Here is a 15708-nt window from a genome sequence, read left to right as displayed (position 1 = left end):
CCGTGCGATGATAGGTATATTCAAAACCAATATAGGCAGCCTGGAAGAACGCCAGCAAATGATCCAGGCTATAGCGTCCAGCTTCTCCGTTGGGTCCTGTCATGTAGACCTGGACGATTGCGATAAAGTGCTCCGTATCGCAGACCTCCAGGTGGAAGAGAATATTATTATAGAATTTGTACAAAAACAAGGGTTTGAATGCCAGGTACTGGAATAATTTAAGTTTTTATTAACAGTACATCAATATTCCCGGGCTAACAGGTCAAATTATTATACATGTAATTCTTTTATATGCAAAATGCTATTGGCCGCCTCGCAAATCTAACGTAACTTCAAAGAGAATGCAGTGGCCCGGGTATATTGAATAAAACGCCAGGTAATGTGTTTTTGAACCCTCTAAATTTCATTTCCTATGTACCTGAACCAGCACGAGATCAAGTCTCTCCTTAACAAAAGCTTTGACAACTTTGTGGATTTTGTCAACACGTTACCGGATATACGTTTTACCGCATCCCCGTACGGTAAGTGGTCCGCTGGTCAGCAACTCGATCATCTTACCAAATCCATCAGACCCATCAGCAGTGCACTGGGATTTCCAAAAGTAACCCTGCGCTATTTTGGCATCAGTCAAAGACCTTCGCGCTCCTTTGATCAACTGGTAACAGACTATCAGCGGGTATTGAATGGCGGCTTTAAAACTACCAGGGCCTATATGCCCGGTGTGATCTATCCTTCGCAGCGGCCGGCACTACTACAGAATTTCCTTCTTCAGAAAAATAAATTAACCGTAAAACTGCTTGGCTGGTCAGAAAAGGACCTGGATAAATATCGTTTGCCACATCCGCTGTTGGGGAAAATTACCGTCAGGGAAATGTTGTATTACATTGCACATCATAACGAACATCACCTGGCAAAATTAAAGGACCAGGAATTGCAGGGCTATACCTGGCAAAATCAATTACAACAACTGATCTTCTAACTGGTATTAAAGCATTAATCCGACATAGCTATGCCATAAAAAAGGCTGACCACTTGGTCAGCCTTTAAAATCTTATCAGGAAACAGCTTTGTTGTTACTTCTGTCCACATCTGCCATTCGCTGGCTGGGATCTATTTCCAGCTCTTTAACATCCGATAACGGAATATCCAGCTCTACCTCGTATACCGGGTTAGTCCAATACCAAACGCTGTTGACTATACGTTTTACACCGGGATATTCGTTCGGCTTTTCACCATACATGATGGACAGCGGGATATAATGCAACACTTTATTCCCGTTTTTATCCGTCACCATAAAATCAACGGGCATAGGCATATAACCTACCCTGCGCAGGCGCACCACCGTTTTATTACCACGCTCACACACACTGTCGATACCATAGTCAATATGCTTGGTTGAATTGATAAAGTACTGTTTATACCAGTCCAGCTCAATACCGCTTTCTTTTTCCATTACGCGGATAAAATCGTTCACATTCGGGTGCTTGAAACGCCATTCGTTGTAATAGCGTAACAGGCCAGCATCGCGGTTGGCAGCTCCAATCACATAGCCCAGCTGCTCCAGGAATACAGCGCCTTTTGAATAAGCAGTAAGACTATACCCGTAGTTGGTGTTATAGTGATCAGCATGCGTAGTGGCTGGCTCTTCGAAAGGACTTCTGGCCAGGGCAAAATAGCCGGCATAGGAATCCTCCAGCGCATTGCGTCCTTTCAGCGAATCGATGGTATTATGGATCACATTTCCTTCGGCGAAGGTGGTAAAACCTTCATCCATCCATGGATACAGGCTTTCATTGGTAGCCAGCATTCCCTGGTACCAGCTGTGCATCCATTCGTGCATAGCTACACCGTATAAACCATCCATTTTCCCATTACCCATAATCAGCGTGCCCATAGGGTATTCCATACCGCCGTCGCCCCCCTGTATAAAGGAATATTGCTCATACGGATAAGCGCCATAGTGTGCTTTGATATAGGCATAGGCAGCAGGGATCATTTTAGCCAGCTGAGGCCAGGTATTGTGCGTGTATTCATTATCGATATAGAAGAAGTGTGCGGTAAAGCCATCAACTTTCTGTGTAATGTGCTTGTAGTCCGGATCTGCCGCCCACATAAAGTCGTGCACATTGGGAGCAATAAAATGCCAGGTAAGCATTTCACCTGCAGGCTTGTTCACCTTAGCGCCAGGTGCTTCATAACCATGCCCAACCTGGTTGGGATTCTGCAGGTACCCAGTACCGCCGATCACGTACTTTTTATCGATGGTGATTTTTACATCATAGTCGCCCCAAACACCGTAAAACTCACGGGCAATATAGGGGGTGGCATGCCATCCTTCGTAATCGTATTCGCACATTTTAGGATACCACTGCGACATGGAAAAATCCACTCCTTCGGCGTTATTGCGGCCACTGCGGCGTATCTGTACCGGCACCTGCGACGCAAATTCCATATCAAATACTGCTTTGGAATGAGGCAGGATAGGTTTATCCAACGGCACTTCCAGGATGGTTTCCACTACTTTGAAAGTCTGCGGCTGCCCGTCCCGTTTCAGGGAAATAATTTTCTGATAGCCAATTTCATCCGGCTTCAGCTGGGAAATACGATCGCGTACGCGGTTATCCCAGTCACGGCGTTCGTTGCCTTTCCGGTCCTTCCCAATCACTACTTTGCCCAGTTCCCGGCTGCGGACATCCATCATGCTGTTTGGCTGAAACGCATTCCAGTAAAGGTGATAAAAGACTTTCTTTAATGTATCGGGGGAGTTGTTGTAGTATTCAAGATGTTGCTGACCTTTGAACTGGTTGGCTGGCGCATCTACCTTCACATCCATCGTATATTTCACTCTCTGCTGCCAGCGATCTGATTGTGCGCTTAGCTGTAACCAGCTGCCTGCCAGCATAGCAATGGCCAGACAGCATCCTGTTGTAACCCGGTACTTCATTCCGTTTCTTTTTGTTTAAACAGCTAAAATAAACATCATTTGGATATTTTGATGTTTTGGCAACCGTTATTTCCCTTCTTTGATCAGCTGAACGCAGCGAGCGTAAGACCGGTGAAATCGGCATATTGTTGCGCCGCCGGCTCAAAGGCTTTAAGATCAGCCTTCTTGAGGGGTTTAAATGATTCGGTGACAATGGTAACGCTGTCTTTCTTAAACGTCCGTTTCCAGGTACCGATCACCTGCCCGTTGCGTACCATTATAGGATTGAAGATACCGTTGACCGTCATTACCTTTTTGGCAAATGCCATGTCTATCAGCATGCTGCGATCTTTGTAGCCAATAAAGTATTCATCAAAGGCAGGTAATAGCAGATGGGTATCCGGCACGGCTTTTTTCTTTCCCGGCGCCATCCAGTAAGTACTATCATTGATTTCCAGTGCCTGTAAATGTGGCTGTGCGCCCGTGAGTCCTGTTTTGGCCTCCGTGATAGACAACCCTGACCACTGGGCAAAATCGTGTATGGTAGCGGGGCCATGACTGGTAAAATAACGTTGGGCCAGCGTAGTTAGGGCGGTTTCCCTGCTGAGTGTTGCCGACGATGGTAACCATTCATCCAGCAGGGTATAGGTAAACAGTTTGCCGCTGAGAGGGCCATTACAAATGATACCGTCTACCGCAGCATGATAAATGATATGGTTCATGCGATGATCATCTGTGGCAATTCCTTTTTCCTCCAGGTGGGTGGTGAGTGCCTTGCGGGTAAGGTGATTACCTCCTTTCAGCGCTTTGATGATGAGCTGATTGGTTTTGGCGAGCAATGCATCGTCCATACCCATTTTCTTTTTCATGCTGTTCATGCGGGTCTTCACCGTGGGTGCAACGAGTTGGAGCATCCATCGGATATCTGCTGCGGCTACGAGATGCAGCGTTCCCCGGAATACGGTGGTACGGATAAGGGATTTATTGCTGATGGCTTTTTCTATGTCGGCGTCTTTGATGCCGGGCAGCCGTACGCCAATGCCCCATTTGCTGTTGGCATGTTCCTGCGCCTGCATGGCGCCAAAGAAGGCCACTATTTCAGCAGGTTTTTTAAAAGAGGTTTTGATCAGTTGCTGATGGAGTAAGCGCTGGGTGGCAAGATCAGGGAGCATAGCTTTTAGCAGTTAGCTTTTATAGATCGGGTTAGCGGTGGACTTTCACCTGTAGGTCGCGTGCTTTCGGCCAGGCAGCGCTTAGGCTACGCCCTGCACTACTACCACAATTTCTCCTTTAACACCTTTTTCGGCGTAGTAATCGTGCACTTCCTGCAGGGTGCCCCGTTTATTTTCCTCGAACATTTTAGTGAGTTCGCGGCTTACGCAGCAGGGGCGGGCCGGGCCAAAGTACTGGATCAGGTCGGACAGGGTGCGTACCAGTCTCATGGGCGACTCATAAAAAACGATGGTCCGTTCTTCCGTGGCCAGTTGTGTAAAAAGTGTATGGCGGCCTTTTTTCAGTGGAAGGAAACCTTCAAAGGCAAAGCGGTTCATGGGGATACCGCTGTTTACCAGCGCTGGCACAAAGGCGGTGGCGCCGGGCAGGCATTCTACCGGTACGCCGGCCCGGCTGCATTCTCTTACCAGTAAAAATCCGGGATCAGACACACCGGGAGTTCCGGCATCGGTGAGCAGTGCCATGGTTTTACCACCCTGCAGCTGTTGCAGCAGGTGTTGTACAATCTTATGCTCATTGTGCTGATGATAGGCGGTAACTGGCTTGCTGATCTGGTAGTGCTTCAGGAGCACGCTGGAAGTACGGGTATCTTCCGCCAGGATCAGGTCTGCTTCTTCGAGTACTTTTACAGCCCTATAGGTGATATCGGCCAGGTTGCCGATAGGAGATGGAACGAGATATAATTTCATAATTTAATTACGAATTACGAATTACGAATTACGGACCAGCGGGAGATGATGGAAGATAATATCGTTTTACCATCTCCGACCAATCCGTAATTCCTACCTCGTAATTCGTAATTAATTATTGTATTTGTACTTCAAAAGATTCCATTACCTGGTTTGCCAACAGTTTCTGGCAAGCGGTTTCAGCGATCTGCCTTGCTTCTTCCTGGCTGGCGGCTTCAATTTGCAGAGTAATGTGTTTACCAATACGTACATCTTGTACCTGGCCCAGGCCAAGGTTCTTGAGACCACCCATTACCGCTTTTCCTTGCGGATCTAATAATTCTTTCAGTGGCATCACATTGATATGTGCAGTAAAAGTCATTGTGCTAGAAATTTTGCCGCAAACCTACATCAAAAATTACGAATTAAGAATTACGAATTGCGGATTTATGGGAAGCCAGGCTTAAACTCCCTACAGGTCCGTAATTCGTAATTCTTAATTTGCAATTTTAGGCGGTACTGCCACTGATAATATTACGTAACAAATAAATATAAACGGAACGGCTGCAAATTTCAGGAAAGGTATGCTTAGTATGGTTAATCCGATCAACAGGAAGCGCGTCCAGTTGTCGGCCAGCCGTTTGGTTTTAAATTTCAGGCTGATCATGGGAATTTCTGCTATCATGAGGTAACAGAGCACCGCAATGGTGATATAGAGTACCCAGATATTCTGGAACCAATGTGCCAGGTTAAAAGGGTTGAATAGCAGGATTAATGGGAAAGATGCCACCAGCAGGGCTACCGCAGGGGTAGGCACACCGATGAAATTTTCCGACTGCCGGGTATCAATATTGAATTTAGCCAGGCGGTAAGCGGCAAAACAAGGTACCAGCAAGGCCGGCGCAAGGTTTATGATAGAAACGTCAAATACATCCGGTTGCTGAAAATAAGCGCTGCGAAGGAGTCTGTACAGCATCATACCGGGTACTACGCCAAAAGTTACCACATCAGCGAGGGAGTCCAGTTCCTTACCCATTGGCCCGGAAACACCCAGCAGACGGGCTACCATACCATCAAAAAAATCAAAGATACCTGCCAGCACTACCAATGCGGAAGCCCAGTAAACCGGTTCCGGTGTAATAATCGTATAGTCGGTGCCGTTAATTTCTGCACGGTATTCAGGAGCATGCAGTATGCAGATAATGGCCAGTGCACCACAAAAGAGGTTACATAGGGTAAGAATATTGGGTAATTGCTTCATGTACTGTGATTAATATGATTACGATGATTATCCTGATGAGCGAAGATAGAATATTGATAATTATGTTATATCAACTATATGATAATCTTCTATATTTCATCTTCGCTCATCAGGATAATCATCGTAATCATATTAATCATAGTTAAATCAATGTCCCATCAATGCTTCGATTTCATCGGCGGTGATCGGAATATTCTTCATCAGGTCTATATTACCGGCGGCAGTGATCCAGATATTGTTTTCAATGCGTACCCCCATTTTTTCTTCTTCAATATAAATACCCGGTTCAACGGTCATCACCGCACCCTCCGGAATAGGCTGATGGAAAGAAGGGCCCAGGTCATGCACATCCACACCAAGATGATGGGAAATACCATGATACAGGTATCTGCGATAGGCCGGTGTTTCCGGATCCTGGTTTTTTACTTCTTCTTCTGTCAGCAAACCAAGTTTTATAAACTCTTTTGTTGCTTCCAAACCTACCATTTCATGGTATTTGGCGATAGTGATACCCGGACGGAGGATGGTTTTCGCATAATTATGCAAATGCAGACAGGCATCATATACCTGGCGCTGACGCGCAGAAAACTTACCATTTACCGGTACGGTACGGGTAAGATCTGCATTATAACCGCCGTATTCCGCACCAAAGTCCATGAGGATCAGCTCTCCATCTTTACATTCCTGGTTATTGGATACATAATGCAGGGTACGGGCACGATCGCCGGAAGCGATGATAGAGCCATAAGCCTCTCCAGCAGAGCGGTTGCGCAGGAATTCATGCATAATTTCCGCATGAATTTCGTGTTCCCATACAGCAGGCTTAATGAATGTGAGTAAGCGACGGAAAGTTTTTTCTGTGATATCAATTGCTTCCTGTATCACTTTGACTTCTTCCGCTGTTTTCACTGCGCGCAATTCCTTGAAGATAACTGCCGCACGCAGGTAGTTGTGCAGCGGATAACGCTCCTTCATTTCCTGTGCATAGCGGTAATCCCTTACCGGCACCAGGTTGGCCTTGCGGTTATTTTCGTTGGTATTCAGGTAGATGTTGGCCGCATCGTTTATCCATTGCTGTAATACGGCATCAAGGCTATCCAGCCATACTACGGTTGACATACCGGAAACAGCAAATGCTTCATCTTTACGCAACCTGTGACCATCCCATTTTTCCTTTAACTCGTTAGGGCGCACCAGCACCAGTACCTCACGGTACTTGGGATCCGGGTTATCTGGAAACAGTACCACCATCGTATCCTCCTGGTCAATACCTGTGAGCCAATACAGATCTGAATTCTGTTTGAACTTGTGCAAGGCGTCGCCATTGGTGGGCAGTTCATCATTGGAGTTGATAATAGCTATAGACTGTGGCTTCATTTTAGCCACAAAACGCTGGCGGTTGTTTATAAACAGCTGCGGATCTAAGGGCAGATTCTTCATATCTCTAAATTTCAAATAAGGCTTCAAACCTATGTAAAATTTCGGAGGTAGAAATACCCGGATCGCGTTGAATTCACAAATTGGTTAATATCTGCAGTGTTAAATGACAAAATCATACTAATATTTCCTTGCAAATAATCAATATTATATTATCCTGATTTTAGTTTGATAATACTGCAAGGAAATCCGCTCATATTGAAGATATCGCAATAATCACCCTAAAAGCGGTGACCAATTTCTAAATTTCAATGGTATAACACCTATAAAATTTGACAATATCAAAAAATCGCTAGTTTTGCTTTTACACCAAAACAATCTTGCTTTTATGCAAATGAGTAGCGTAAGGAATCCTGTTGCTGACTTACGGGAACTTGGCATAGAGAACGTATCTAACGTCTACTACCAACTTTCACCGGAGAAGCTGGCGGAACAAACCATCGCCCGTAAACAAGGGGAATATGCGGACACAGGGGCATTGGCCGTCAACACAGGCGAATATACAGGTCGCTCCCCCAAAGACAAATTCATTGTAAAAGACAACATCACAACGGACACTGTTAACTGGAACGATTTTAACCTCCCCATTTCTGCAGAAAATTTTGATCGTTTATACAGCAGGATCACCCGTTATTTCAGTGGTAAAGATGTATGGGTACGTGATTGCTATGCATGTGCTGACCAGGACTACCGGGTCAACATTAAGGTGATCAGCGAACTGCCGTGGGCCAGTTTGTTTGCGTATAACATGTTTCTGCGTCCTACCGAAGAAGAGCTGGAATACATGCACACCGACTGGACGGTAATTCAGGCGCCTGGCTGCCTGGCAGATCCGGCTACTGATGGCACCCGGCAGCAAAATTTCTCGGTGGTAAACTTCACCAAAAAAATGATCATCATCGGTGGCAGCGCCTATACCGGTGAAATCAAAAAAGGCATCTTCACCATTCTGAACTTCGTTTTACCGCACGATAAAAATGTGCTGAGCATGCACTGTTCTTCCAACATCGGTGAAAAAGGCGATACTGCTGTTTTCTTTGGACTGAGCGGTACCGGTAAAACCACGCTGAGCGCAGATCCTGCCCGTAAACTGATTGGAGATGATGAGCATGGATGGACTTCCACCGGCGTATTCAATTTTGAGGGTGGTTGTTATGCAAAATGTATTGATCTTTCCGAAGAAAAAGAACCGCAGATATTTCATGCCGTACGCGAAGGTGCACTGCTGGAAAATATTAAATTCTTTCCCGGTACCCATACGGTGAATTATGCAGATTGCTCTATTACAGAAAATACCCGCGTATCCTACCCGCTGTACCACATTGATAATGCGCAGGAACCTTCTGTAGGAGGTATTCCAAAAAATATATTTTTCCTGACCTGCGATGCTTACGGTGTATTGCCCCCTATTTCCAGGCTTAGCCCCGGACAGGCGATGTACCAGTTTATTTCCGGGTACACCGCGAAAGTAGCCGGCACCGAAGCGGGCATTACTGAACCTAAATCCACTTTCAGCGCATGTTTTGGCGCACCTTTCCTTCCGCTGCATCCGGCACAATATGCACAAATGCTGGGAGAAAGAATGCGTAAATACAACGTGAACGTGTGGCTGATCAACACCGGCTGGACAGGCGGCGCCTATGGTACCGGTAATCGTATTAAGCTGAGTTATACACGCACCATGATATCTGCTGCCCTGAATGGTCAGCTGGATAAGGCTGCTTTCCATGCGCATCCTGTATTTGGATTTCAAATCCCGGATAATTGTCCTGGTATACCGGATCATATCCTGGATCCGCGGAATACCTGGGAAAACAAAGCTGCCTATGATGCGCAGTTAAATGATCTTGCCGGACAATTTATCCGCAATTTTGAAAAATATGCCGGTGCTGCGGATAAAGAAATACTGGATGCCGCACCAAAAATCTGATAAAAGTACTGTGATCTGATGCTTCCGCCATACACATTAGCAGGAAGTTTTATATTTGAGTTTTGCCTTATAATTTCCACTGATCAATACGTACGTTCCTGGCAGGCGCAATGCCTGAGCAAAGCAAGTTCCTTTACCGGAACTTGTTTTGCGGGGACTATGAAACTATGATTATATAATTTTTTATGATGTCCCTGAAATGGGGAAACAGGCACTGTCAGGAAATTACCCCATGAAAATCCGGGTTTTCCTTACCTTTGCACATGCAAATTTTAGACGGTAAACTAGTTTCTGAGGCTATCAAAGCCCAATTGGCCGCTCAGGTGGCTGAATTAAAGGCCGCCGGTAAAAAAGTCCCTCACCTGGCAGCCATATTGGTAGGTAACAATCCGGCAAGTGAAACCTACGTAGCATCCAAAGTAAAATCATGTGCTGAATGCGGGTATAATTCTACCCTGCTTCGCTTTGATGCACAGATCTCCGAAAAACATCTGCTGGACCAGATCACCCTGCTGAATGAAAATCCGGATGTAGATGGCATTCTTGTTCAGTTACCTTTACCAAAACATATCAACGAAGAACTGGTCATCAACACTATTGATCCCAGTAAAGATGTAGATGGTTTTCATCCGATGAATGTGGGTAAAATGGTAAGCGGCTTACCCGCTTTTATTCCGGCCACGCCTTATGGCATTATGCTGTTGCTGGAACATTATAATATTCCTACCAAAGGCAAACACGCCGTGGTCATTGGCCGCAGCCATATTGTGGGTACTCCTATGAGTATTTTACTGAGCCGGAACACTAACCCGGGCAATTGCACTGTTACGCTCACCCATTCGCATACCCATAACCTGTCAGAGATCTGCCGTGAGGCCGACATCATTATCGCAGCTATCGGCAAACCCGATTTTGTGACTGCGGATATGGTAAAAGAAGGTGCTGTCATCGTGGATGTAGGCATTAACCGTGTGGAAGATGCCAGCAAGAAAAGCGGTTTCCGCCTGAAAGGAGATGTGAAATTTGATGAAGTAGCACCGAAATGCAGCTACATCAGCCCGGTTCCGGGAGGTGTGGGTCCGATGACGATAGCGGCGTTGCTTAAAAACACCTATCACGCCACCATTGGCCTGAAAGGAAGTATGAACTGAACCAGTTGTTAGCGGTTAGCTACCAGCTTTTAGCAAGCGAAGGGAGAAAGTTGTTATAAGCGTTTTTTTGTTTTTTGCTTTTTTGAAGGAGTGAGTATGGAAGAAACATATTGCTTTTTGCTTTCAGCCTTTAGCTTTCCGTTCAAAAAGCGGATCTTTGTAAATATATCATGTCTGTAATAACTACAAATATTAATACTATTACGCTTCCGCTGATGGAACGCTTTTACACTATACAGGGTGAGGGCTTCCATCAGGGCAGGGCTGCGTATTTCATCAGACTTGGCGGCTGCGATGTTGGCTGCGTATGGTGTGATGTAAAAGATAGCTGGGATGCCGACAGGCACCCACAGGTAGCTGTGAATGAAATCGTCACCGAAGCGGCTGCTCATCCGGGCCGCATTGCGGTAGTTACGGGAGGAGAGCCACTGCTCCATAACCTGGACGCATTGACAAAATCACTGCATAAGCAAGGCTTTCAAACCCATATAGAAACATCCGGCTCCTCCCCGCTTAGCGGAAAATGGGACTGGATTACTTTATCTCCCAAAAAATTCAAAGCGCCATTACCGGAAATCTGTAAAGCAGCGCATGAACTCAAAGTGGTCATCTTCAACAAAACTGATTTTGCCTGGGCAGAAAAGTATGCAGCACTTGCCGGCAAACACTGTAAACTATACCTGCAACCCGAATGGGAACGCAGCGCTGAAATGACACCGCTCATCACAGATTATATCAAGGATCACCCGCAGTGGACAATGTCGCTGCAGATCCATAAATACATCAACGTTCCCTGATGCGGATTTTTTCTTGCCCAGGATTAAACTGATTTTGAGGATTTGCAGGATTTTTCTATTTTGATTTTAAAAGATTTGGGAAGATAGAAGCGAACCGCTTTCATCTTCCCAAATCTTTTAAAATCAATTTATCACAAGAAAAAAAATCTTGCAAATCCTCAAAATCAGTTTAATCCTGGGCAAGAAAAAATCCGCTGCACTATTTCTGGCAGGAAATTCGTTAATTAGAGAACGAATACATTCTATGAAAAAAACCGTTCTGTTAATACTGGTTTGCCTGTCAGGCTGCTGGCTGCATATGCAGGCCCAGACAGTTACCTATGAAACCGCTCCTAAAAAGGCCAAAGCCAGTTTCGACCGTGCTATAGATGCCGTAAGAGTGTACCAAACGCAAAACGCTATTGGGTTTCTCCAGGAAGCCATCAAAGCTGCCCCCAACTTTACAGATGCGTACGGACAATTAGGATTGTGCTATGTGGAACTGAAAAACTACGCTGCTGCCATTACTGCTTTCGAAAAATTAAAGCAACTCGATAGTAGTGGTCTCCGGCCTGTAATGGTTCCTTATTCCAGGGCAATGGCCGGCACTGGTAACTTCGTAGGCGCGTTACAGTTAATCAATGAATACCTTGCCATAAAATCAAAAAGCACTGCCGCTGAAAAGTTGAAAGCCAATTATGAATTTGCAGTAAATAACAAACGCCAATCCGTACCCTTTCACCCGGAAAACCTGGGCGATCCTATCAACAGTAAAGATCCTGAATACTTTCCGTCCCTCACCATTGACAGCAAAACATTGATTTTTACCAGACGGGTAAACGGTCGCAATGAAGACTTTTATATTACGTACCGCGGCGATGACAATAAATGGTCAGCGGCACAAAACATGGGTGAACCCGTAAACTCCTCTTTCAATGAAGGCGCACAAAACATTTCACAAGATGGTACCATGCTGGTATTCACAGGCTGCGAATTTCCAGAAGGCAAAGGCAGCTGCGATCTGTATTACTCGGAAAAAACACCACAGGGCTGGACACCACCAAAAAATTTCGGATCACCTGTCAACACACGTGACTGGGAATCACAACCCTGCCTCAGCACCGATAAACAAACACTTTATTTTGCACGTGAAACACCAGATAATGGTGCAGATATATTTGTAACCAATCGTTTGCCCAACGGGCAATGGAGCATTCCGCAACGGCTTGGCCCCAATATTAACACCTCCGGCAGGGAAACAACCCCTTTTATTCACGCCGACGGACAAACGCTTTACTTTGCCTCTAACGGCCATCCCGGCTATGGCGGACTGGATATCTTTTATTCCAGGCGACAACCGGACGGCAGCTGGGGGCCTGCCACCAACTTGGGTTACCCGATCAACACCATCGATGAAGATGCCTCCCTCGTAGTGGAAGCAGACGGTAAAACCGCCTATTTTGCCTCTGATCGTTCAGATACCCGTGGCAGTCTTGACATCTACAGGTTTGAACTGTACCCGGAAGCAAGGCCGCTGCAAACACTCTATGTGAAAGGCTACGTATACGATAGCACCACGCATGCCCGGTTGGCTACCAGCATTGATGTAATAGACCTGCAGGGCGGGTATAATATTGCTACCGTTAAAACAAATGATAACGGTGACTACCTTGCTCCTTTGCCGGTGGGAAAAGATTATGCACTGCATGTAAACAGGAAAGGTTATCTCTTTTATTCAGATAATTTTTCACTGAAAGATCATAATCCGGGCGTACCGTTTGAAAAAAACATTCCACTGCAACCTCTTGCTGCCAATGCCAGCATCGTATTGCATAATATATTCTTCGACAGCAAACAGTATACACTGAAACCGGAGTCTGTTACAGAACTCAATAAGCTGGTAAACCTGCTGCAGGATAATCCGGCTATAAAAATTGAGATCGCCGGGTATACGGATAATGTGGGTACTGATAAGGATAATCAGCTCTTATCTCAAAACCGTGCGAAGTCGGTGGTGAGCTATCTGACAGAAAAAGGTATTGCGGCCAATCGCCTTACTGCAAAGGGATACGGAGAAAATGACCCGGTAGCTTCCAACGATACAGAAGAAGGGAAAGCAGCCAACAGACGTACTGTATTCCGCATAGTAAGTCTATAGTTATTTAAGCAGCTATTATTGTAACAGTAACAACATAAAAAAAGGGAAGACTTGCGGTCTTCCCTTTTTTGGTGATTCTATTTAGTAATTACGTAGTCTGCTTTTCATGATTGAATCTTTCTGCTGATCCGACAGCTTATACTGAAAATTATACAATGCTCCTTCCCAGTCGCCATACATCGGATTTGGCAAAACGATGAACCGGCTACCGAAACTGGCCGCAGATTGCAGCACTGCGGCATTTCTTTCGCCGACCGGCTTTTTATCGAAGATGGCAGCAAAATCGCCCAGGTTATCACCGAAAAGCATCACGATCTCATATTGCTGCAATACCTGCTGGCGGCGGGGTTCTTTGCCGGAAGTGGTTGTTTTCAGGAACAGGTGCTGATCATCTGCATCGGGAAACTGATAACGCTGTAAATTTTGCAGGGTAACAGCTCTTTCACGCTCATCCCTGTTGGTGATATAAAATACTTTTACCCCCCTGGCGGCTGCGTATTTAAAAAAGGACGGCGCCCCGGGAACCGTATCTGCCGCCACTTTAGCGGTCCAATCCATCCAGCTTTTGTCATCATACCCTTTGCCTGCCAACGCCTGGTGTACGGAGTAAGGACTGTTATCCAACACCGTTTCATCGATATCGGTTACCACTGCCAGTGGCTTACTGCCTTTGGCGGCGAGGTATTGATCGAGTCGTAATGCCGCCAGCTGATAGGCCTGCAGGCACAGTGCTTTATATTCGCCGGATTGCTGTTGCCACAAGGCGGCCCAGGCCGGACCACCGGGAATCAGCGTGGTAGCAGTATTTTTTTCTGCCACGGGGCGGGTTGTTTTACAGGCAAACAAACCTATTATCAATGCTGCTGTGAATATCCTTTTCATCTTCATAAATTATCCGTTAATGGCTGCAAAAATAATTCATGCGGGCCACAAAAAGTGCCGCAGGAAAATTGTAAATTATGCGGAAATATTGTTTGTTATGCCCCAGGAATTAATGTATCAGATTGCATTAACCCGGATCCCCCTGATCGGTGATGTTATCGTAAAAAAACTGCTGGAACATTTCGGCAGTGCAGGAGATATATTCAGCGCCAAAAAACATGCGCTGGAGAAAATAGAAACAGTGGGTACAGTGAGAGCAGCCGCGCTTTGCAGCTTTCGTGATTTCGGCCCGATTTCCGAAGAAATAGCTTTCATGGAAAAATACAGGATTCAGCCGTTATTCTGTACAGATCCTGCGTATCCGCAACGGCTGCTTCATTGCTACGACAGCCCAGCTATGCTCTACTATAAAGGCAATACTACCCTTAATCCTGCCAGGATAGTGAACATCGTGGGCACGCGGCACCCTACCGCCTACGGACGGTCGGTATGCGAAACGCTGGTAAAGGAACTTGCCGCGGCCAATATTACGATTGTGAGTGGTCTTGCTTACGGCATCGACATTATCGCCCATAAAACCGCCTTAAAAGCACAAACGCCCACCATTGGCGTACTGGCACATGGCCTCGACCGAATTTACCCGCCGGCACACAAGCAGATCGCAGCAGATATGCTGGAACAGGGCGGTCTCCTGACGGATTTTACCAGTCAAACCCAGCCTGACAGGCAAAACTTTCCCAAGCGCAACCGGATTGTGGCGGGCATCTGCGATGCCACCATTGTAATTGAAAGTGGTGACCGGGGTGGCTCTCTTATTACAGCTGACCTTGCAAATGGCTACAACCGGGATGTGATGTGTATTCCGGGGCGGTTACACGATCCCCAGTCGGCCGGCTGCAACGCCCTGATCAGGCAAAACAAGGCTGTACTGCTCACAGGAGCGGGCGACTTGCTGGAGCTGATGGGCTGGCAGGAAAAAAACGGCGCGGAAGCGGCGCCGGTGGCGCAAACCGGGTTGTTCCCGGTATTGACTGCTGAAGAAGAACTGATTATGGCGCTTTTCCGGGAAAAATCGCGGCGGCACCTGGAAGAATTGTACCTGCAAACACGGCTGTCCGGCAGCCAGGTGGCTACGGCCGTGTTTAACCTGGAAATGCAGAGTGTGCTGAGGAGTTTGCCGGGGCAGTTATATGAATTGGTTTAGCGGTTAGCTGTTAGCTTTTAGCTTTTAGCAAGCGGAGGGAGGGACTGTTTTGTTGGGTCGATTTTGGGGTGGGTTAATTGTCAGG

General features: G+C 46.3%; 14 protein-coding genes. 7 read left to right on the top strand and 7 right to left on the bottom strand.

Annotation, left to right across the window (positions count from 1 at the left end):
- Nucleotides 1-7: 7 nt before the first annotated feature.
- Both KE626_RS19370 and KE626_RS19365 read left to right on the top strand, forming a co-directional pair.
- Complete coding sequence (locus KE626_RS19370) at nt 8-217, top strand: hypothetical protein (protein WP_211974580.1); 210 nt, start codon at nt 8-10, stop codon at nt 215-217.
- Between the two features lie 195 nt (nt 218-412).
- Nucleotides 413-979: a DinB family protein gene (locus KE626_RS19365; protein WP_211974579.1), complete on the top strand. Its 567-nt coding sequence runs from the start codon at nt 413-415 to the stop codon at nt 977-979.
- Nucleotides 980-1054: 75 nt separating this feature from the next.
- Here KE626_RS19365 and KE626_RS19360 read toward each other — a convergent pair whose 3' ends face one another.
- The 6 genes from KE626_RS19360 to KE626_RS19335 all read right to left on the bottom strand — a co-directional run bounded on the left by KE626_RS19360 (nt 1055) and on the right by KE626_RS19335 (nt 7525).
- Nucleotides 1055-2944: a M1 family metallopeptidase gene (locus KE626_RS19360; RefSeq protein ID WP_211974578.1), complete on the bottom strand. Its 1890-nt coding sequence runs from the start codon at nt 2942-2944 to the stop codon at nt 1055-1057.
- Between the two features lie 83 nt (nt 2945-3027).
- Nucleotides 3028-4095, bottom strand: a complete 1068-nt coding sequence (locus tag KE626_RS19355; RefSeq protein ID WP_211974577.1) for a winged helix DNA-binding domain-containing protein — start codon at nt 4093-4095, stop codon at nt 3028-3030.
- 81 nt (nt 4096-4176) lie between these two features.
- On the bottom strand, nt 4177-4845 hold the full coding sequence (gene rsmI, locus KE626_RS19350) for a 16S rRNA (cytidine(1402)-2'-O)-methyltransferase (RefSeq protein ID WP_211974576.1): 669 nt from the start codon (nt 4843-4845) through the stop codon (nt 4177-4179).
- Between the two features lie 115 nt (nt 4846-4960).
- Entirely contained in the window at nt 4961-5206 is a 246-nt protein-coding gene (purS, locus tag KE626_RS19345) for a phosphoribosylformylglycinamidine synthase subunit PurS (protein WP_211974575.1), read from the bottom strand.
- A gap of 114 nt (nt 5207-5320) precedes the next feature.
- Complete coding sequence (gene pssA, locus KE626_RS19340) at nt 5321-6085, bottom strand: CDP-diacylglycerol--serine O-phosphatidyltransferase (protein ID WP_211974574.1); 765 nt, start codon at nt 6083-6085, stop codon at nt 5321-5323.
- A 147-nt stretch (nt 6086-6232) separates the two neighbouring features.
- Entirely contained in the window at nt 6233-7525 is a 1293-nt protein-coding gene (locus KE626_RS19335; RefSeq protein WP_211974573.1) for an aminopeptidase P N-terminal domain-containing protein, read from the bottom strand.
- A gap of 325 nt (nt 7526-7850) precedes the next feature.
- On the opposite strand from KE626_RS19335, the gene pckA reads away from it, so the two are divergent.
- The 4 genes from pckA to KE626_RS19315 all read left to right on the top strand — a co-directional run bounded on the left by pckA (nt 7851) and on the right by KE626_RS19315 (nt 13537).
- Nucleotides 7851-9452: a phosphoenolpyruvate carboxykinase (ATP) gene (gene pckA, locus KE626_RS19330; RefSeq protein ID WP_211974572.1), complete on the top strand. Its 1602-nt coding sequence runs from the start codon at nt 7851-7853 to the stop codon at nt 9450-9452.
- Between the two features lie 263 nt (nt 9453-9715).
- Nucleotides 9716-10603 carry a bifunctional methylenetetrahydrofolate dehydrogenase/methenyltetrahydrofolate cyclohydrolase FolD gene (folD, locus tag KE626_RS19325; protein WP_211974571.1) on the top strand — a complete coding sequence of 296 codons (888 nt, stop codon included), beginning with the start codon at nt 9716-9718 and terminating at the stop codon, nt 10601-10603.
- Nucleotides 10604-10773: 170 nt separating this feature from the next.
- On the top strand, nt 10774-11400 hold the full coding sequence (locus KE626_RS19320; RefSeq protein WP_211974570.1) for a 7-carboxy-7-deazaguanine synthase QueE: 627 nt from the start codon (nt 10774-10776) through the stop codon (nt 11398-11400).
- Between the two features lie 244 nt (nt 11401-11644).
- Nucleotides 11645-13537, top strand: coding sequence for an OmpA family protein (locus tag KE626_RS19315; protein ID WP_211974569.1), 1893 nt, complete (start codon nt 11645-11647; stop codon nt 13535-13537).
- Between the two features lie 81 nt (nt 13538-13618).
- Here KE626_RS19315 and KE626_RS19310 read toward each other — a convergent pair whose 3' ends face one another.
- Nucleotides 13619-14419 (bottom strand): 5'-nucleotidase, lipoprotein e(P4) family, encoded by an 801-nt coding sequence (locus KE626_RS19310; protein WP_249207568.1) that lies wholly within the window; start codon nt 14417-14419, stop codon nt 13619-13621.
- A 97-nt stretch (nt 14420-14516) separates the two neighbouring features.
- Here KE626_RS19310 and dprA point away from each other — a divergent pair, with 97 nt between their 5' ends.
- The gene (gene dprA / locus KE626_RS19305; protein ID WP_211974567.1) at nt 14517-15623 is read left to right on the top strand and encodes a DNA-processing protein DprA; all 1107 of its coding nucleotides are present in this window, start codon (nt 14517-14519) and stop codon (nt 15621-15623) included.
- Nucleotides 15624-15708 lie beyond the last annotated feature (85 nt).

It is taken from the genome of Chitinophaga hostae (assembly GCF_018224885.1).
Lineage (GTDB): Bacteria > Bacteroidota > Bacteroidia > Chitinophagales > Chitinophagaceae > Chitinophaga > Chitinophaga hostae.
Note: the sequence above shows the minus strand (reverse complement) of the source record. Positions and strands in the feature narration are given on the sequence as shown.